At 36.9% G+C, this 19,715-nt stretch carries 19 protein-coding genes; 18 read left to right on the top strand and 1 reads right to left on the bottom strand.

From position 1 onward, the window contains the following. Nucleotides 1–39: 39 nt before the first annotated feature. A complete protein-coding gene (gene larB, locus QME58_01645) occupies nt 40–786 on the bottom strand; it encodes a nickel pincer cofactor biosynthesis protein LarB (GenBank protein MDI6802532.1) in 747 nt (248 codons plus the stop codon). 141 nt (nt 787–927) lie between these two features. Here larB and QME58_01640 point away from each other — a divergent pair, with 141 nt between their 5' ends. The 18 genes from QME58_01640 to hprK all read left to right on the top strand — a co-directional run bounded on the left by QME58_01640 (nt 928) and on the right by hprK (nt 19,674). Continuing rightward, on the top strand, nt 928–1,677 hold the full coding sequence (locus QME58_01640; protein ID MDI6802531.1) for a hypothetical protein: 750 nt from the start codon (nt 928–930) through the stop codon (nt 1,675–1,677). Between the two features lie 131 nt (nt 1,678–1,808). Then, complete coding sequence (gene lysS, locus QME58_01635) at nt 1,809–3,278, top strand: lysine--tRNA ligase (protein ID MDI6802530.1); 1,470 nt, start codon at nt 1,809–1,811, stop codon at nt 3,276–3,278. Between the two features lie 5 nt (nt 3,279–3,283). Further along, nucleotides 3,284–5,827: a TonB-dependent receptor gene (locus tag QME58_01630; GenBank protein ID MDI6802529.1), complete on the top strand. Its 2,544-nt coding sequence runs from the start codon at nt 3,284–3,286 to the stop codon at nt 5,825–5,827. A gap of 15 nt (nt 5,828–5,842) precedes the next feature. Beyond that, nucleotides 5,843–6,466 carry a hypothetical protein gene (locus QME58_01625; protein MDI6802528.1) on the top strand — a complete coding sequence of 208 codons (624 nt, stop codon included), beginning with the start codon at nt 5,843–5,845 and terminating at the stop codon, nt 6,464–6,466. A gap of 8 nt (nt 6,467–6,474) precedes the next feature. Then, a complete protein-coding gene (locus QME58_01620) occupies nt 6,475–8,556 on the top strand; it encodes a DUF1926 domain-containing protein (GenBank protein MDI6802527.1) in 2,082 nt (693 codons plus the stop codon). Further along, entirely contained in the window at nt 8,553–9,290 is a 738-nt protein-coding gene (locus QME58_01615; GenBank protein MDI6802526.1) for a glycosyltransferase, read from the top strand. Before QME58_01620 ends, QME58_01615 begins: the two co-directional genes overlap by 4 nt. A gap of 65 nt (nt 9,291–9,355) precedes the next feature. Next, nucleotides 9,356–10,963, top strand: a complete 1,608-nt coding sequence (locus QME58_01610) for a S41 family peptidase (protein ID MDI6802525.1) — start codon at nt 9,356–9,358, stop codon at nt 10,961–10,963. 21 nt (nt 10,964–10,984) lie between these two features. Further along, complete coding sequence (locus tag QME58_01605) at nt 10,985–11,812, top strand: DUF3108 domain-containing protein (protein MDI6802524.1); 828 nt, start codon at nt 10,985–10,987, stop codon at nt 11,810–11,812. A 2-nt stretch (nt 11,813–11,814) separates the two neighbouring features. After that, nucleotides 11,815–12,318, top strand: a complete 504-nt coding sequence (locus QME58_01600; GenBank protein ID MDI6802523.1) for a gamma carbonic anhydrase family protein — start codon at nt 11,815–11,817, stop codon at nt 12,316–12,318. 15 nt (nt 12,319–12,333) lie between these two features. Then, nucleotides 12,334–13,230 (top strand): MBL fold metallo-hydrolase, encoded by an 897-nt coding sequence (locus tag QME58_01595; protein ID MDI6802522.1) that lies wholly within the window; start codon nt 12,334–12,336, stop codon nt 13,228–13,230. A 242-nt stretch (nt 13,231–13,472) separates the two neighbouring features. Next, a complete protein-coding gene (locus QME58_01590; protein ID MDI6802521.1) occupies nt 13,473–13,679 on the top strand; it encodes a cold shock domain-containing protein in 207 nt (68 codons plus the stop codon). Between the two features lie 85 nt (nt 13,680–13,764). Then, nucleotides 13,765–14,220, top strand: a complete 456-nt coding sequence (locus QME58_01585) for a hypothetical protein (protein ID MDI6802520.1) — start codon at nt 13,765–13,767, stop codon at nt 14,218–14,220. 19 nt (nt 14,221–14,239) lie between these two features. Further along, nucleotides 14,240–14,668, top strand: a complete 429-nt coding sequence (gene ybeY / locus QME58_01580) for an rRNA maturation RNase YbeY (protein MDI6802519.1) — start codon at nt 14,240–14,242, stop codon at nt 14,666–14,668. After that, nucleotides 14,668–15,120 (top strand): DUF494 family protein, encoded by a 453-nt coding sequence (locus QME58_01575; GenBank protein MDI6802518.1) that lies wholly within the window; start codon nt 14,668–14,670, stop codon nt 15,118–15,120. Before ybeY ends, QME58_01575 begins: the two co-directional genes overlap by 1 nt. 18 nt (nt 15,121–15,138) lie before the next feature. Next, nucleotides 15,139–17,397, top strand: a complete 2,259-nt coding sequence (gene topA / locus QME58_01570; protein ID MDI6802517.1) for a type I DNA topoisomerase — start codon at nt 15,139–15,141, stop codon at nt 17,395–17,397. 6 nt (nt 17,398–17,403) lie between these two features. After that, the gene (gene xerC / locus QME58_01565) at nt 17,404–18,309 is read left to right on the top strand and encodes a tyrosine recombinase XerC (protein ID MDI6802516.1); all 906 of its coding nucleotides are present in this window, start codon (nt 17,404–17,406) and stop codon (nt 18,307–18,309) included. A 20-nt stretch (nt 18,310–18,329) separates the two neighbouring features. Then, nucleotides 18,330–18,662, top strand: a complete 333-nt coding sequence (raiA, locus tag QME58_01560) for a ribosome-associated translation inhibitor RaiA (protein MDI6802515.1) — start codon at nt 18,330–18,332, stop codon at nt 18,660–18,662. Nucleotide 18,663: 1 nt separating this feature from the next. Continuing rightward, a complete protein-coding gene (hprK, locus tag QME58_01555) occupies nt 18,664–19,674 on the top strand; it encodes an HPr(Ser) kinase/phosphatase (GenBank protein MDI6802514.1) in 1,011 nt (336 codons plus the stop codon). Nucleotides 19,675–19,715 lie beyond the last annotated feature (41 nt).

Raw genomic sequence — 19,715 nt, 5'->3', positions numbered from 1 at the left:
TAGTTGTTTATAAATTCAAAATTCAAAATCTAAAATTCCTCATCTATTCATCATGCTCGCAGCGAAGCCGGCTCCGAATCCGTTATCAATGTTTACAACAGTAACTCCAGATGCGCATGTATTGAGCATTCCGAGTAAAGCGGCGACACCGCCAAAACTTGCACCGTATCCACCTGATGTTGGAACAGCAATCACAGGAACATCAACAAGTCCACCAACTACACTCGGCAGTGCACCCTCCATACCCGCAACTACGATAATTACATTTGCTGTCATTATTTTATCGTAGTTTGAAAACAAACGGTGAATCCCAGCAACTCCAACATCGTAGAGGCGTTCCGCCGGATTTCCTAACATTTCCAGAGTAAGGCAGGCTTCTTCTGCAACAGGTATATCAATCGTCCCAGCTGATACAACGAGAACATTTTTTTTATTTGCTGCAGGTTTGTTAGGTTTGTTTGCGTAAATAATGCGGGCAACTTTGTCGTAGTGTGCCTTCTTTGTTTTTTTTTGTACAGCTTTGTATTGTTCATGAGTTGCCCGAGTTGCCAGCAATGGTTGATTCCGTTGAATAATTTTTGAAGCGATAACAGCAACTTGTTCAGAAGTTTTTCCTTGACAAAGTATAACTTCCGGGAATCCCTTGCGAATAGTCCTATGATGGTCAATTGTCGCGAACCCTAAAGATTCGGATTCAAAAATCAATATTGTTTTTAACAATTCATCCTGTGATAATATCCCGGTTTTATAATCTGCTAATAGTTTTGAAAGATATTCTTTGTTCATAACGGTAAAAATATAGCCTTTTTCGAGTTTATAAGCAAAAATAAAATAAATTATACTGATTTTTTCTGCAAGCATACTTAAATGTAAGGATATACATATTATATAAATCACCTTTTATTAATTTTCTTTTAAGGAGGAAATATGTACCGTTTATTCTTAATTTTGGTTGCATTATTTTTTTTAATCTTAAATGTTCCATCATCATTCGCGATGGGGGACTCGCTCGATTTTAGTTATTTCGAATTTAGTATGCTTCGTACTGGTATCACGATGCCGGAAAAATATAAATTAGTTGATCCTGTTTATCACAGTGGTTTTGGAATTGGTTCAAGTTCAAATGTAAAAATTATTGATGAAATCGAGATAGGTCCTGTTGGAAAATTATGTCTCAATCTAGGGAGAGATCTTTTAATTGGTTTTACTTCTGGTAAGATGGCTGTAAATTCAACTCCGGTTATTACTGATACGAGCTTCAAGTATCCTTCGGATTTGAAATCGCCTCACGATGTAAATCACTTGACCGGAATTTTAGATTTGTACTCTTTGAATGTGAACGCCGAATACCATTTACCTTTGTTAGGTGAACGTGCTTTGATCGGACAGTTTGCAGTTACATTTTTTAACATCGGCGGAACGATTTCGTATATGAAAGAGGGCGTTTTTAAAGATAAGTTTTTTGGTGTAGTTAATTTGCTTCCATTTTATATTCAGCCATCTGTCAAGCTAAAATTAAAAGGTGCAACAATCGGAATTGGGCTGTTAATCAATCCGTATAGTTTCTTAGAATACCGATTCGGTCCTGAACATTTTTATGCTGAAGAGGAAAAGGGTGTAAAATCAAGTTCAGCACAAATTACAAAATATGCACTCCAAATATTTTTGAGGTATTAGTTATTTGATTATCGTCTAAAATCTTGTTATTTTCTCTCTACTTTTATTTTTAACAATGAGATTAACGAGTGAACGACGATACTAATACAGAAAAAAATGAAGAATCATATCATCAGGAATTGAATGAATTAATGCTGCGACGGCGAGAAGAACTCAACGAGCTTATCGCCCGCGGTATCAATCCATACCCATATCAATTTGATCGTCAAAATTACACTAAAGAATTAATCGAGAATTTTAAAGACGATTCGCCCCAACATGATATTTCGATTGCCGGTAGAATTATGTCAATCCGCCGAATGGGAAAAGCTTCATTCTGCCACATCCAAGATTCAACCGGAAAAATTCAGGTTTATCTAAAAAAAGATGAACTCGGTGAAATTTACGATGCTTTCAGGTTGATGGATATTGGGGATATAATCGGTGTGAAGGGTTACAGCTTCAGAACCAAAATGGGTGAGATTTCCATTCATGCACAGAGTTTAGAACTTTTATCAAAATCGCTGCGACCACTACCGATAGTAAAAGAAAAAATTGACGAAGCCGGAAACAAAATCATATATGATCCCTTCTCAGATAAAGAACTTCGCTACCGTCAACGATATGTAGATTTAATTGTAAACTCCGATGTGCGGGAAGTGTTTGTTAAACGGTCGAAAATAATGAGTGCCATCCGGGAATTTTTCAATGAAAGAGATTATTTAGAAGTTGAAACTCCGATTCTACAACCGCTATACGGTGGTGCATTCGCCCGTCCATTTGTTACACATCATAACGCATTGGATATCGATTTATATTTGAGAATTGCTGATGAGCTTTATTTGAAACGACTTATAGTCGGCGGATATGATGGCGTTTATGAGTTTGCCAAAGATTTCCGAAACGAAGGAATGGATAAAACTCATAATCCGGAATTCACGATGCTTGAACTTTACGTAGCATACAAAGATTATATATGGATGATGGAGTTGGTTGAGCAGATGATCAGCCATATCGTTTTGAAAGTTCACGGCACTACAAAAATTAAAGTCGGAAATAACGAAATTGATTTTACCTCACCGTGGACTCGTTTAACGATGTTCGATGCGATTAAGCAATTTACGAGCAAAGATATCAGTAATTTAACCGAAGTCGAACTGCACAAGGTAGCAAAGGAGTTACATGTAGAGGTCGATCCTAATGCAAACGGGGGCAAAGTGATAGACGAAATTTTCGGTGAGTTGGTCGAACCCAAACTTATTCAACCGACATTCATCACCGATTATCCAATTGAGATGTCGCCTCTTGCAAAAAAACACCGTTCGAAAGAAGGAACTGTTGAGCGTTTCGAAGCTATTGTTAATGGGAGTGAACTTTGCAACGCTTTTTCAGAACTCAACGACCCTCTCGATCAGCGGGCTCGTTTTGAAGAACAAGCTAAACTTCGTGCACGTGGTGACGAGGAAGCAAACGTGTTGGATGAGGATTTCCTGAGAGCTCTCGAATACGGTATGCCTCCGACTGCGGGATTAGGTATCGGCATAGATCGACTTACAATGTTAATGACAAATCAAGATTCAATCAGAGATGTATTATTTTTTCCACAAATGAAACCGGAGTAATTAGTATGCGTGTTTTTATTTTTATTTCGTTGCTGTTAATTTTATTTTTACAAACAGCTTTCAGCGGTATATATGGTGTTCTCGAAGGGACAATAAAAGATAAAGAGTCGGGGCAAGTTTTGCCCGGTGTAAATGTTCTGATTGTTGGTACTACTATGGGTACTGTTACCGATGTAAATGGTGATTACCAAATTTCAAATGTCAAAGCCAGTTCTTATGATGTGCAATTCTCGCTTATAGGATACCGGACTGCTTTACAAAAAGGTATCACTATTGCTCCTGATTTACGCACCAAAATAAATGTAGCACTAACTGCCACCGACATCGAATTAAACGAAATCGAGGTAATTGCTGAACGTCCATTGATACAGCGCGATGTAACATCGACTACATATAACGTCGGTAGTGTCCGTCTCGAAAAACTTCCCGTAACATCTATGCAAGAAGTCTTAACTCTGCAGCCGGGAGTTACGCTTGAAGGTCACGTTCGAGGTGGTAAAACTTCGGAAGTACTCTACTTTGTTGACGGTTTACCGATACAGGATGTGATTGGCGGTGGCGCCGGTGCAGAACTTCCCAAAAGTGCAATTACAGAAATGAGCATACAAACCGGAGGGTTCGATGCTGAATACGGAAACGCATTATCGGGAATTGTGAACATCATTACAAAAACAAGTACCGACAGGCACAAATTTCAAGTACGACTTGATAAAGATAATTGGTTAGGTGGGAAGCAGGTAAGTAAGGTTACGGATGCTGAAATATCAGCAAGCGGACCGATTATGCAAAATTTTGGCTATTTTAGTGCCTTCAATTTACATCTGACTGATACGCGGTGGTGGCAGGATTTTCAGCACTTCTTTAAATATCCAATCCAACGTGAATTATCTAACTTCTCAAAACTCGATTACAATTTCGGGAATGGAAAGCGATTAAGTTTATCAGCAATTTCTTCATTCAAGCGTTGGCGCGACTACGAATTTAGCTGGCGGTTTAATCTTGATGGCTTACCACCTCGTTCGAGAGATGCAATTCGGGTATCAGCTGCTTGGAATCATTCTCTCTCCGAAAAAACTTTTTATAATGTCAATTTAAGTTTGTATTCATTAAGTCAAAAGATCAACGAAGGTTCAAAAAATAGTATTGATACCTCAGTCTATCAATACGATTTTTATTTACAATACATTACTGAAGGGAATAGAGCTTGGTGGGTGGATCAGCAGCAAAATATATATACACTGAAAGCTGATATAACAAGCCAAATTGTAAAAAGCCATTTGTTCAAAGTGGGTCTTGAGTTTAATCAATATTCAATTTTTTCGGATATGCTTAAATACGAACCCCGCAAAACTTATTTCGGAAAACCACTCGTCAGTGAATCACAGTTGAATTATTCCTCCAACTATAAATATTATCCTCGAAGTGGTAGTTTTTATATACAGGATAAATTTGATGAAGAAGGATTTACGCTTAATCTTGGAGGTAGGTTTGATTTCCTTGACCCGACTGCCGAGAGGCCAATGGTTGAAAGGGGAATTGCTAATATCGATACACTATCCAGAGACACTACATACAGCCAAGTCGTTACAAAGTTTATCAAATCAAAATTCAAATATTCTATAAGTCCACGTATTGGATTGTCGGCACCAATAGATGTTAATGGATATATATTTATTAATTATGGCGAGTACTTTCAATTTCCACTATTTGATTACCTATATTCAGGTTTGAACAATGTAGCTATCGCAAAAGGGGCTCGTGCATTAATGGGTAATCCCGATTTACTTCCCGAAAAAACTAAAGCATGGGAAATAAGCGTGAAATATATTTTCTGGAATCAATTAGTTGTAAGTGCAACCTATTTTAATAAAAATACTACCAACCAAATTGATACTAAAACACTTATTCCACTTAATAGCCGGTATGCAGGCGATTTCGGTTTTGCTGAATACGTAAATAATCCTTATGCTGAAGCCAATGGATTAGAGGTTAGTGCTTCACGAGAACACGGAGAGTTCGTAAATGGTACAATCTCATATACTTATATGGTGGCGAAAGGTTTGAGCGAGTATGTGAACCAATCATTAAACTATGCCCAATGGGGTTTTGCTCTATTTCCAAAACCCTTTTACCTAAGTTGGGACCAGCGCCACACCGTGAAGGGAAATATTGAATTTTCACTTCCGTCCGATTTATTCATCAATGTTTTATTCCAATTTAATACACCAAAACCATACACACATTATCCCACGAAAGACGGTTTTAACCCTCCGGCTTCAAGTAAAGATTCAACGCTCATAAAATCATTTATTCCAAACAACGCGAGGATGAAGGATTTTTCAAACATAGATATTAAAGCCTCTAAAAAATTTGTAATTGGTTTTATGAAAAATATGAAACTATATGTTTATGTTGATTTTCGAAATGTGTTAAACGCTAAAAATGTAAGATGGGTCGATTCGAACGGACGAATCGGAGGTGAATTGGATGACCCTTCGGCTTATTTCCAGCCACGGCGAACACGAGCTGGAATAAGATTAGAATTTTAAAAAGGATTAGTACTTATGAAGTTTATAAAATATTTAACAGGTTTCATCACGATTATTTTTTCTGTAGTAATCTTCCAAGCTTGCGACGAAACATTACCCGAATATAAAAGTCCTCCTGATATATTGACCGCTAAAATCACCGTCCCAGATAGCGGTTCGTCGTATTACTTTAGCATTCGCGAATATTATCCAGATCCAACCTGGCGTCCGAGAGTTACATTTTATACTCCTGATTCTATTATGTTCAGGTTTGAGGTTAAGAATATTTACGATAAAGTAATATCGGACAGTTCCGATGTCGGAGGATATCTTAAAATTTGGGATCCGGTTTATCCTGATAACATAGCAATAGTACCTTTTACAAATAGCTCCTTATCACCTTACAAGGAAATTTTAGAGATCAAACCCGATGAAAATATTTGGCTTAAAGCATCTTGGAAAAAACTCCTACTACAAGATGGTTCGTATGTGTGGATTGGCAAACAAGCCGACGACACTCCTGATTACAGAATTCGCTACAGACCTATTCTTCTGAAGGCAAAAGCTTACATCAAATTATATAAAAAATTAGGAATAGTAGTAACACCTGATATTGAATTTAAACTCGATATAGTTTCTACTTTCATTATTCCGGGATAAATGAATTAATGGATACTATCAATTTAGTATTTGCTGTTCACAATCATCAACCTGTTGGAAATTTTCATCATGTTTTTGAAGATGTTTATCAAAAATCGTATAAACCTTTTTTGGAGGTTATAGAAAAATTTCCAAGCATTAAAGTTACGCAGCATTACACCGGAATCCTGCTTGAATGGCTGATTAACCATCATCCCGAATTCATTGAAAAATTGAAATATGCAATTGCACGGGGACAAGTAGAACTTTTGACAGGTTCATACTACGAGGCAATCTTATCTATTATTCCACCTCGCGATAGAGCTAATCAAATCGAAAAACTTACTAATTACATTACCGACAGATTCGATTATCAACCTAAGGGAATGTGGCTCGCTGAAAGAGTTTGGGAACAAGCTATCGCAAAAGAAATTTCTGAAGCTGGTGTAAACTTCTTGCCCATTGATGAAGCTCATTTTATGTATGCCGGTTTGCCGGAGTGTGCTTTGTATGGATATTACACAACAGAAGAACAGGGGAGATTGGTGAATATTTTTCCTGGCAGTAAAAAATTGAGATATACAATTCCGTTCGCACCGGTTGAGGAAACAATAAATTGGCTGCGAAGTACAGCCACGGTTTCTGGAAATCGTATCGTTGTTTTTGCCGATGACGGCGAAAAATTCGGTGCATGGCCCAACACTTACCAACACGTTTATGTAAATAAGTGGTTAGAAAATTTTTTTTCTGCATTAGTTGAAAATAATGAATGGATAAAAACAATTCACTTTGCAGATGCAGTTAATAATATTGCACCGGTAGGGAAAATTTATCTGCCGACTGCCTCGTATCCTGAGATGCTAAAATGGGCGCTGCCTCCCGAATCGGCCCAAAATTTTGAAGAATTTGAAAACGAATTAAAACACCATAACTTAGAAAGATACGAAGTATTTATTTGTGGCGGTTATTGGCGGAATTTTTTAGCAAAATACCCCGAAGCAAACTGGATGCACAAGAAAATGCTTCGTGTTTCTAATAAAATCCAGCATTCCGAAGATCAAGGAAACAATGTTGACGAAGCAAAACAATTTCTTTTGGCGGGGCAATGCAACGATGCTTATTGGCATGGTGTGTTCGGTGGTTTGTATCTGCCCAATTTACGACATCCGGTTTATCGCAATTTAATACAAGCTGAAAATTTAATTGATAAAATCGAAAACAAAAAAATATCCATCGAAGTTGTAGATTTTGATTGCGATGGACAGATGGAAGTAATAGTCGAATCACCTACATCAAATGTTTATATTAAACCGGATATGGGCGGTGCTATTTTCGAGTACGACCATAAACTGAAACAACTGAATATTCTTGATATCGTTAGCCGTCGTCCGGAAGCGTCGCATAGAAAATTATTACAGAGAAATCTCTCGCCCGACCAAACCAAAGAATCGAATCTGCACGAATTTTTAATCTACGATAAATATCAACACGCATCTTTGATTGACCATTTCTTTGATGAAAATACTTCGGCCGATGATTTTATGAAAATGAATTACAATGAAAGGGGTAGTTTTGTATCTGGGAAATACGATGTTCGGTCTTACAAAAAAAATAAAACGGCTATCATCGACCTTGTTCACAATGGTACAGTCAATTATGAAAACACAATCTCGAAAATTCAATTAATCAAAAAAATATTCGTTCCACATGACTCATCTGAAATTACAGTCGAGTATAAACTAATCAACCAAGAGAGTAAACCACTAAAACTTCGGTTTGGAGTGGAGTGGAATTATGGTTTGATGGCTGGTGATGCGCCCGATAGATATTATGAAGCTGCGGGAATCGAATTAACTGACCGCCGTTTAAAAAGCATCGGTAGTTTATCCAACATCACTAAACTAAATTTAGTCGATGAATGGTTGAAGATCCGGGTTGAGCTTGAAACCGAAAAACCAGCCGAGTTTTGGAGATGTCCGGTCGAAACAGTCTCACTCTCAGAAGGGGGTTTAGAAAAGGTGTATCAAAGTTCAATTGTTATGCCCGTGTGGAACATTGAATTAATAGACAACTGGCAAATACAAATTAGACAAAGAATTTTTGATATTTGAACGAGGCGAAAAAAATAAGTGTCGTAATACCCACTTTGCAAGAAGAAAAAATTATAGTTGGGATACTTTCACAATTTACAGCTGACCTAAAAAAAAGCCACAACATTGAATTAGTTATTAGCGATGGTGGATCGACTGACAGGACTTTGGAAATTGCACGGAAGTATGCCGACGTTGTGGTCGAAAACAAAAACCGTGTAAAACAAAACATCTCAATCGGAAGGAACACCGGGGCTCGTTCATCGAGCGGCGATATACTTGTGTTTATAAATGGCGACACCCTGATTTCAGACATCAATTTCTTCTTCACTCATTTAAGAAAAGTTATCGAATTGCCGTCAGTAAAAGGTATCACGGCTCCTGTTTACATTTACCCCGAAATAGAAACTTTTGCCGATAATTTTTTCCACAATTTTTTAAATGTATATTTTTACTTTTTGAATGTGATAGGGTTGGGGATGGGACGGGGCGAATGCCACGTCGTAAAACGGGCGATGTTCGATCAAGTTGGCGGTTACGACGAGAGAGTTGCTGCCGGTGAAGATTTTGACTTTTTCCGGCGAGTGCGTCGGTATGGCAAGATTAAATTCGATTGGAAATTACGAGTTTTCGAATCGCCGCGTAGGTATCGAAAAAGCGGATACTTAAAAATAATTTTATTATGGTTACTAAATGCAATTACTGTGTTACTATTCAAAAAATCTATCGTAGATGAGTGGAAACCAGTGCGTTAGCATTTGACTTTAATTTGTTTTTTAAATATACTAAAACAGTGAAATCAATCATTAGAGGTTTATTTATGATAAAACGTTTTTCGTGGGCAACGGTCATTATATTAATGGCGGCTGCCTTATTTTTTGGAACTCAATTAAACACCGTTTTTTCAGGTGATAATATTTATGTGCAATTCAGCAAATTTAAGGATGTTTTAAGTTTAACTGAAAAATTTTATGTTGAAGATATAAACTCAAAAGAGTTAGTCGAAGGAGCGATTGTTGGTTTACTCCAAAAATTAGACCCACACTCTGTATATATTCCAGCCGCACAAGCCAAACGGGCAGAAGAAGAATTCAGAGGCAGTTTTGAGGGAATAGGAATTGAATTCGATGTTTTGAATGATACATTGATAGTGGTTTCTCCGATTGTTGGAGGTCCGAGCGAAGCGTTGGGAATATTAGCCGCCGATAAAATTATAAAAATCGACGACACTTCTGCTATTGGAATCAAGCGTGAAGACGTTCCCAAAAAATTACGCGGTCCTAAAGGAACAAAAGTTAAAGTTCTAATTCTGCGAATAGGTATGAAAGATTTACTCGAATTCGAAATTATTCGGGATAAAATTCCTCTCTACAGTGTTGATGTTTCATATATGATAGACGATGAAATAGGATACTTAAGTGTAAACCGTTTTTCAGCAACTACGCGTGATGAATTTGTAGAGGCTTTACAAAAACTAAAAAATAAAGGTATGAAACGGTTGATACTCGATTTAAGAAATAATCCGGGTGGATATTTAGAGCAAGCTTTCAAGATGGCTGATGAACTCCTTCCACCGGGGAAGAAAATCGTTTATACAAAATCACGTAGAAAAGAATTTGAAGAAGAGTACATTTCGAGCGGTATTTCAAAATATCAAAACATTCCTATCATTGTGCTTATCAATCATGGATCAGCATCAGCAAGCGAAATTGTATCGGGTGCGATTCAAGATTGGGATCGTGGTTTAGTTGTGGGCGAAACATCGTTCGGTAAAGGATTAGTGCAACGGCAGTTTGATTTGCCCGATAGCTCAGCATTCCGTTTAACTATCGCAAAGTATTACACACCTTCGGGACGTTTGATACAAAAACCATACGGTAAAGATATGGCAGATTACCGTAAGCCCCTCGAAGATGGTGAGGAAGAAGAGCTTGATAACATCGATCATAAAGTTGAAAGCGATACATCGCGTCCGAAGTATTTGACTGCCAAGGGACGAACAGTTTACGGCGGCGGCGGAATTTCTCCGGATTTTATAATTAAAACCGAAAGGTTAACCAATTATTCTGCTCAACTTCGCGGTAAAGCAATATTCTTAGAATTTGCCAACAAATTTTTTGAACAAGAAGGAATAGCGTTCCGTAAAAATTATGAAAAAGATTTCAAAAAATTCTTAAACGAATTCAGTATTTCCGATGGAATGTTAGAAGAAATCGTAGAGCTGGGCAAGAAAAGAGGAATTGAGTTTAATAAAGAACAATACGAAAAAGATATTCGATTTATTAAAGTTTTTGCAAAAGCACAGATTGGTCGAAACATCTGGGGTAACGAAGGTTCATACCCTGTTATTCAGTCTGAAGACGTTCAATTAAAAAAAGCGATATCACTATTTCCTGAAGCCGAGAAAATTGCAGGATTAAAACCGTAGCTGTGGTTAATAAAATTAGAGATGAAGCTGAACAGAATTTATTTCATCGTCGGATTATTTGTCTTCATTCAAATAAAATTGATTGCCGCTTTTCCGAATCCCGAATCAGATTCTTTGTACAAAGCATTTGAATTTGAGGTCGGTGAGGAACTTACTTACAATGTAAGTTATGCATTCATCACCTTAGGGCAAATACGCTTGAAAATTTTAGAAAAAATTATTCAGGATGGTAAAGTGATGTACAAAACTATCGCATATATGGATAGTTATAAAGGATTACCGTTTATTGATCTGCATGAAATTTATGAGAGCAAAATCAATAGTAATGTTACTTCGTATTGGTTTCGTTCAAGGTCTAAAGATGGGTCGAAAATTAAATATGTTACATACGATTTTGACTACGCGAATAATAGAATATTTTTTGAATTTGGCATTTGGGGAAAAGGAATGTTAGATAAACGAGATACACTCAAGATCGATACATTGTCGCAGGATGGGTTATCCCTCTTTTATTTTGCACGGTATAATTTATTGCGGAACAGAACCGTCCGAATACCGACAGTAGTAGTCGAACAAATATCAAATACTACAATAAATTTTTCAAATAAAAATGAAAGCGTAAATATCGATGCAGTCGATTATCCGGTCGATGTAATAGAATTTAACGGTCGTGCAGATTTTAAAGGAGTGTATGGCTTTTCGGGCGGGTTCGAAGGATGGTTCAGTAACGATGAAGCACGAGTTCCGATTGTAGCTAAAATGAAAGTGTTAATTGGGAAAGTTCGTATCGAGTTGGTATCTTGGAAAAAGAAAAACTGGAAACCTCCAATTTATCAATCGAAAAAATAATTATGATTCACAAATATCAAAATAAAATTCCGAAATTAATCTCACCCTCGTTCACTGCCGATAGCGCCGAAATTATTGGGGATGTTTTAATTATGGAAGATGCCAGTATATGGTTCAATGCTGTAATAAGAGGCGATATTAATAGTATTTCAATCGGGAAAGGAACGAATATACAGGATGGGGCAATTATTCATGTATCGGAAGTTCTACCCACAATTATTGGCGAAGGCGTAACTGTTGGACATCGTGCAATTCTGCACGCGTGCAGTGTGGGTAATTATAGTTTGATAGGAATGGGTTCTTGTATATTGGATGGTTCAGTAATTGGCAACTATACATTAGTGGCAGCGGGGTCTGTGGTTTTACAGAACATGAAAATACCCGATGGCTCGCTCGTGGCTGGTGTCCCTGCAAAAGTTATGCGGCAGTTGCGTAACGACGAAAAGAATATGTTGGAAGAGTCTGCAAGAAATTATATTATTTATGCTAAGTCATATCTAAAATAATAATCGGGGAAAAATATGAAACTTATATTTTGGGGAACAAGAGGTTCAATCCCGACACCGGGTAAACAAACTGTAAAATATGGTGGCAATACACCTTGTGTTGAGTTACGATTGGATGACAATAATTTAGTTATATTAGATGCCGGTACCGGGATACGGAATCTTGGCGAGAAGCTGATTGAAACCGGTGATTCAATAAATGCTTACGTCTTGATATCGCATCCGCATTGGGATCATATTCAGGGATTCCCTTTTTTTAAGCCAGCATTTATTTCGGGGAACGAATTTACGATCGTATCCGGCGAAACAAAAAGTGTTTCGCTTCCCGATATGATTTCAGACCAGATGAACAAAGTATATTTTCCGATACAATTGAATGAACTTAAAGCAAAAATCAATTTCAAACCTATCGGCGAAGATGAATTCAGAGTGTTCGATGCTGATGTTAAAAGTATATATTTGAATCATCCAACATTTGCAATCGGCTATCGTATCACTCAAAACGGGAAATCAATAGTGTATATAAGCGATAATGAACCATTTGATCGTTATGTTGCTCAATCGATTCGTAACGTTGAACAAGATATCGTTAATAAATATTTGGAATGCAAGCCAGAACCAAATCAGCGAGTTTTTAATTTTGTGATGGGTGCCGATGTACTTATCTACGATACTACCTACACACCCGAAGAATATATTGATCGGGTGGGTTGGGGGCACTCGCACTATTTATTTTCACTAAAGGTTGCAGCCGAAGGGAAGGTCAAAAAATTGATACTTTTTCATCACGATCCATCGCATAATGATGATAAAATTGATGAAATTTACAAGAAATGCTTAAAAGAAATAAAAATTCGTGATTATAAATTTACCTGTATCGTCTCGTACGAAGGGCTGGAAATTGAAGTTTAAATAATTGAAGACTTGACAAAATTGAATTCGTATCGTATATTAGCTACAGATAATTTCTCCATTAATGGGGTTTTTGTCGGTTGATTATTAGGATTTTTAGGTGGTATGATATAAAATTGAAATATTTAATTTTTTTTCTAAAAACACTCAGGTAACTTTACCGCGATAGTCGCACAATTAATAAATTATTAACCTGAGATGTTTTGCGACTATTAATGGTAAAACTTTTAGAGGAGGTCGTTATGCCAAAAGGCAAGGTAAAGTGGTTTGATGCAAAAAAAGGTTACGGATTTGTTCAGTGGGAAAACGGAAAAGATATTTTTATCCACTACACCGAAATCCAAACCAAAGCAAATTTTAAAAAATTAGATCAAGGTGATCTGATTGAATTTGAGCTTGTAGAAGGAAATAAAGGACTGCAAGCCCAAAAAGTATTTGTTGTCAGATAATTGTATTTTTTAAATATTCAAATACCCCGAAGATACTCTATCGAGGAATCTTGCGGGGTTTTTATTGTTAAACTTAGGACATAAAATGAAAAGTAAAACAGAGAAGTTTTATACTTTCAATAAAAATAGTTTATCGGTTATTAGTAAGGTTCTAAAAACGAAACTAAAAAAAATTGGAAACTTTTATCGGTACGAACTCCGTAACGAAAAAGAAAAGCGAAAACTTGCTTTAGAAATTTATCCTGATATATTAATCGGAGATAAAATTGGTACAATGGTATCGGTTTATGCACTCAATTCTTTTTTGCAATTACATTTTTGCACAGGATTTGCTGTGAGTGAAGAGTTGAATGAAGTTACATTTATCGGAGATATGAACGGTAAACTTAGCGGCTTAATTGTCGAACGTGAAGCCGGCTGTTCGCTCTACGCTAATGTCGATCGTAAAATCCTCTCCGGCGATTTTACACGGCTTGCTCCAGAAGTAATGATGTCGGGTATCGCCTTGTCGTTAACCGAAAGTTTATTTCCTGAAAAATAATTAATAATCTGAAATTATCTTGATTACGGTTTTCAATAACTATAAAAAACAAAAAATAGATAAGAGCAAAATTGTTTCGCTCGTTAAGTTCGTTTTAAAGGGAGAAAAATCCCTCCAAAAAAATATCAATATCGTTTTCGTTGACGATGAATACATCACCCAACTGAATAAACAATATTTATATCATAATTGGACCACCGATGTTATAAGTTTTCCGCTGAATGATGATAAAAAAATCGAAGGCGAAATTTATATCAATATCGATCAAACCAGGCGTCAAGCCAAAGAATATAAAGTCAAGATATCAGAAGAATTAAATCGGTTGCTTATCCACGGAACATTACACCTGATTGGATACACCGACACGACCCAACGAACTAAAAAGAAAATGAGTTTGTTGGAAGATATGTATTTAGGGAAATGCAAAAATATTTATAAATTAGAATAATGCAAGATAGAATCATAGAAATAATAGTTTACGTGTTGAACGAAATTAAGACAACCCAAAAATCTCTACAGGAAATTGATGTCCAAAAATTAGAGAAATTGGGCTTTACAACCTCGGAAATGAACGCCGCATTCAGCTGGCTGTTCGATAGATTGTATTTAGCCGAAATGAACTTGAATTTTAAACCTTCGGAAAAAACGAATTCACATAGGATTCTTCATGATGTAGAAAAATTAATTATTATGCCCGAAGCTTACGGTTATTTATTACAACTCCGCGAACTCGAGATAGTGAGCAATATTGAAATGGAATTTATAATTGAAAGAATAATGATAAATTATTCACATTCTGTCGATTTAAGAGAAATGATAGCAATAACTGCTTCAATAATTTTTCAAAAAGACGAACATGTTTTGGGAAGCTCTTCTTACGACAACGAAACTATTAATTGAAACGAAAGTAATTATTATATGAATAAATCACTTGTCATCGTCGAGTCTCCCTCAAAATCAAAGACGGTGAAAAAATATTTAGGGAAAAATTTTACTGTAGAAGCTTCAGTCGGGCACATAAAAAACCTCCCAAAAAATAAACTCTCGGTGGATGTTGATAACGACTACAAACCGAATTTTGAATTAATCGAAAGGAAAGAAGAGGTCGTTAAAAAATTATGTCGACTGAGTTCCGAAGTTGATGCTGTCTATTTAGCGACTGACCCTGACCGTGAAGGTGAAGCAATTGCTTACGATATTGCAGAAGAAATTCAGAAGCATAACAAAAATATCTACCGCGTTCTATTTCATGAAATTACAGAATCCGGAATAAATGAGGCGATGAAAAATCCTCACAAGATAGACCAGCATTTAGTCGACTCACAAAGAGCGCGCCGCGCGATGGATCGTATCGTAGGATATAAAATCAGTCCTTTCCTTTGGAAAACATTTTATTACGGTTTATCAGCCGGGCGGGTTCAGTCGGTTGCTCTGCGATTGATTTGTGATCGCGAAGAACTTATTCAAAGTTTCATGAGTGAAGAATACTGGTCGATCACCGGCGAATTCAAAACCGATAAGAGCGAACCTTTCTTCGCCAAACTCGTTCAAGTTACCGGTCAAGAACCGAGAATTTCGGACGAAACAACTGCAACAGGATATGTGAATGAACTTTCGAATCAACAGTATAAGATTTCGAATCTTCAGAAGAAAGTAGTAAAACGAAATCCGCCGGCACCTTTTATTACAAGTACTATACAGCAGGAGGCAGCATCACGCCTCGGCTTCTCAGCAAAGAAAACAATGCAGTTAGCTCAAAATCTTTACGAGGGTGTCGAAATCGGAGAAGATGGATTGGTAGGTTTGATTACTTATATGCGCACCGATTCAACGCGTTTAAGTACCGATTCAATTGCTGCTGTTCGCGAATTTATTTTTAACAATTATGGTGGCGATTATTTACCCAAAGAAGCACGCCAATTCAAAAAGGTTAAAGCTTCCCAAGATGCTCACGAAGCAATTCGTCCGACAATTATGAAGTACAATCCCAAAACAATTAAAAAATATCTTCATAATAAAGATTTGTATAGTTTATATGAACTTATCTGGAATCGTTTTGTAGCTTCACAAATGTCATCAGCCGAATTTGATCAAGTTACTGTTGAATTAAGTGGTGGCGAATATTTATTTCGAGCGACCGGAACGACGCCTAAGTTCAGAGGTTTCTTGCAAGTTTACGACGACATACAAGAAGAAAACGGAGTTACACCCGATGCCGATCCTGTTTCAAAGATTCCGGCTCATCTTCATATCAACGATAATGCTCAATTATTAAGTATGATTCCCAAACAGCATTTCACAAAGCCACCGCCTCGATATAACGAAAGCAGTTTGGTCAAAGATTTGGAAGCTTATGGGATTGGGCGTCCGAGCACTTACGCTATGATAGTTAGTACAATAGTTGACCGCAAGTATGTTGAACAGAGAGAGAGAAAATTGTTTGCACTCGAATTAGGGATGAGTGTTAACCGATTGTTGGGGCAAAATTTCCCCGAAGTTTTAAATGTAAAGTTTACTGCGAAGATGGAAGAAGAATTAGATACAATTGCTTCGGGTAAACGGACATACAAAAAAGTGATGGACGATTTTTACATCCCATTCAGCAAAGCATTGGAAAAACGGGTTAAACTGGCTACTGAAATTAAAAAATCGTTGCAAGAAATAACTGAAGAACCTTGTAAATTATGCGAAAAACCAATGGTAATTAAATGGGGGCGCAACGGTAGGTTTAAAGCGTGCAGCGGATATCCCGGATGCAAAAATACAAAACCCATTGATGATGATTTGGCTAAACACGAACACCTCGAAGGTATGAAATGCGAAAAATGCGGTGGCGATATGCTCGTTCGTTCCAGCAAATTTGGAACATTCCTCGGTTGTTCAAATTATCCTACTTGCACAAATACAAAACCTATCTCGATGCCGATGAAATGCCCAAAATGTAAAGTTGGTAATTTGATAGAAAGAAAAACAAAAAGTAAACGAATCTTCTATGGTTGTTCAAAATACCCGGAGTGCGATTTCGCATCGTGGAATAAACCGGTTGATAAACCTTGTGAAGTTTGTGGATCAGCATATTTAGTCGAAAAATACTCACAAAAAACCGGCACACATCACGTATGTCCAAGTTGCAAAGCCAAAATCGAAATAACTGTTGTAGAAGCTGAAGCAAGCTAATTTGATATGATAGATCATATTACATCGTTTTTAGATTATCTGAAATTCGAAAAAAACTATTCCTCCAATACAGTGTCATCTTACGAGGACGACTTGTTACAACTGAACTCGTTTTTCACAAAACATTTTTCTTCTGAAAAATATCAATTAAATACTATTGACAATCTAACGATACGACTTTTTTTAGGCGATCTGATTGAGAATGGAATATCAAAAAAAAGTATTGCCAGAAAACTATCTTCGGTACGTTCTTTTTGCAAATATTTACACAGAAAAAAAATAATTAAATCGAATCCGACTATAAACATCGCAACTCCAAAAATTCCTAAAAAATTACCCTCATTTTTGGATGAATCAGCGATGATCAAAATGTTAGAACTTCCGAATGAAGCGGCTGTAACAGGTTTGCGGGATAAAGCGTTGTTGGAGCTTTTATACAGCACAGGCATCCGGCTTAACGAATTGATACAGTTGAATTTTGAAAACATCGATTGGTACAATAAAACACTGAAAGTTATCGGAAAGGGTAGAAAAGTCCGAATTACTCCCTTTGGAGAAAAAGCAAAGTCAGCATTGAAAAAATACCTGCTGAGACGTGAGGAATTATTTTCAGAAACGACGTCTGAAAAAGAACGTCGTTCAGTTTTTATTTCGAATCGTGGAAAGCGTATGTATCCCAAAGGAGTGTATAATATTGTAAACCACTATATTCAACAGGTTTCTGATATCGAGAAAAAAAGTCCGCACGTTCTTCGGCACACCTTCGCCACACATTTATTGAATCGAGGAGCCGACTTAAAGGCGGTAAAAGAATTATTAGGACACGAGAGTTTATCAACGACTCAAATATATACACATGTAACTATTGATCGGTTAAAGAGTATATACGATCAAGCTCATCCAAAATCGTAAACAAAAAGAAAGGAATACAAATGGACGTACATATTACTGCACGCAAAGTTCGACTGCATTCAAATGTAAAAGAGCATGCAATCGCAGAAATAAATAAACTAAGTAATCATTTCGATGGAATCCTTCGCTGTAATGCAACATTCAGCCAGGAGGGGTCCGACAATAATTCAAAAATTGTTGATATGAGTTTACATCTTTACAGGCACGATATTGTTGCAACTGAAAAATCGGAAAACTTTTTTAAGTCGATTGATCAAACCGTCCTGAAATTAGAAAAGCAACTCTCAAAAATAAAATCTAAAGTACGCGGAAAAAATAAGCAGCAGGTTAGGGAATTCAAAAGGAAATTCTAATATGAAATTAGAAGTCAAAGAAACCCGCAAAAAGAGTATCACTGTCGGTTATTTGTACGAATCGAACAAAGAGAGACTTGCTTTAACATTACTCAACGGTGAGACTAGTTTTGAAAAAGAAATCATTGATAAAAATTTTCATCGCCCCGGATTACCTTTAGCAGGTTATGTCGATTTGTTTTCTTACAACAGGGTGCAAATTTTTGGAAATACCGAAGTTAAATACTTGAGGCATCTATCGCTTGAAGATCGTATCAAATCGTTCAAAAGAATAATAGAATTTGATATTCCCTGTATTGTAGTAACCAGCAGCAACGTCCTCGGCGATGAACTGGTTCAATTGGCGACAGAAAAAAAGATTGCAGTTATGCAAACATCTTTGGAGACAACAAAATTCATTTATTTTTTGAGTGATTTTTTGGACGACCAATTTTCTGTACAAGCCGCAGTTCATGGGTCGTTCGTTGATGTTTATGGAATCGGTGTTCTTTTAATGGGAAGATCAGGTATTGGCAAAAGCGAGATTGCTCTTGATTTAGTAGAAAGGGGCCACCGGCTTGTTGCAGACGATGTGGTTATGATAACACGGAAAGGCGAAGGAATTTTAATGGGCGCCGGTTCGGATATCGTAAAACATTTTATGGAAATCCGTGGTCTCGGTTTGATTGATGTTCGTTCGATGTTCGGTATCAGGGCTATTCGATTTCAAAAAAGAGTAGAAGTTGTAATCGAACTTACAGATTGGAATCCGGACGAGGACTATACACGCACAGGCCTGGATACTGAAGGCATCGAAATTGTCGGAGTCGAACTGTTGCACGTAAAATTACCAATATTCCCCGGCAAAAATGTAACTGTAATTTGCGAAGTTATAGCGATGAATTACTTGCTAAAGCATTATGGATACGATGCCGCCAAGGAATTTGCTAAACGTCTGGAGGCAGTGATTGATGAAAAAAGTAAGCGATTAGGCGATAGAGCAATAAACTACTTTGAACACGATTTTGAATAAAAATTCCAAAAAAGTGAAATTACTCTTGACAAATGATTTTT

The sequence above is a fragment of the Bacteroidota bacterium genome (assembly GCA_030017895.1).
In the GTDB taxonomy this organism is placed as follows: Bacteria; Bacteroidota; Ignavibacteria; order UBA10030; family BY39; genus JASEGV01.
Note: the sequence above shows the minus strand (reverse complement) of the source record. Positions and strands in the feature narration are given on the sequence as shown.

Coding starts and splice junctions, on each gene's coding strand:
- lysS (MDI6802530.1), top strand. CDS start 1,809: ATGCTGCGACGGCGAGAAGAACTCAACGAGCTTATCGCCCGCGGTATC.
- topA (MDI6802517.1), top strand. CDS start 15,139: ATGAATAAATCACTTGTCATCGTCGAGTCTCCCTCAAAATCAAAGACG.
- QME58_01575 (MDI6802518.1), top strand. CDS start 14,668: ATGCAAGATAGAATCATAGAAATAATAGTTTACGTGTTGAACGAAATT.
- QME58_01630 (MDI6802529.1), top strand. CDS start 3,284: ATGCGTGTTTTTATTTTTATTTCGTTGCTGTTAATTTTATTTTTACAA.
- QME58_01620 (MDI6802527.1), top strand. CDS start 6,475: ATGGATACTATCAATTTAGTATTTGCTGTTCACAATCATCAACCTGTT.
- QME58_01640 (MDI6802531.1), top strand. CDS start 928: ATGTACCGTTTATTCTTAATTTTGGTTGCATTATTTTTTTTAATCTTA.
- QME58_01595 (MDI6802522.1), top strand. CDS start 12,334: ATGAAACTTATATTTTGGGGAACAAGAGGTTCAATCCCGACACCGGGT.
- QME58_01585 (MDI6802520.1), top strand. CDS start 13,765: ATGAAAAGTAAAACAGAGAAGTTTTATACTTTCAATAAAAATAGTTTA.
- raiA (MDI6802515.1), top strand. CDS start 18,330: ATGGACGTACATATTACTGCACGCAAAGTTCGACTGCATTCAAATGTA.
- xerC (MDI6802516.1), top strand. CDS start 17,404: ATGATAGATCATATTACATCGTTTTTAGATTATCTGAAATTCGAAAAA.
- QME58_01590 (MDI6802521.1), top strand. CDS start 13,473: ATGCCAAAAGGCAAGGTAAAGTGGTTTGATGCAAAAAAAGGTTACGGA.
- QME58_01605 (MDI6802524.1), top strand. CDS start 10,985: ATGAAGCTGAACAGAATTTATTTCATCGTCGGATTATTTGTCTTCATT.
- QME58_01600 (MDI6802523.1), top strand. CDS start 11,815: ATGATTCACAAATATCAAAATAAAATTCCGAAATTAATCTCACCCTCG.
- larB (MDI6802532.1), bottom strand. CDS start 786: ATGAACAAAGAATATCTTTCAAAACTATTAGCAGATTATAAAACCGGG.
- QME58_01610 (MDI6802525.1), top strand. CDS start 9,356: ATGATAAAACGTTTTTCGTGGGCAACGGTCATTATATTAATGGCGGCT.
- hprK (MDI6802514.1), top strand. CDS start 18,664: ATGAAATTAGAAGTCAAAGAAACCCGCAAAAAGAGTATCACTGTCGGT.
- QME58_01625 (MDI6802528.1), top strand. CDS start 5,843: ATGAAGTTTATAAAATATTTAACAGGTTTCATCACGATTATTTTTTCT.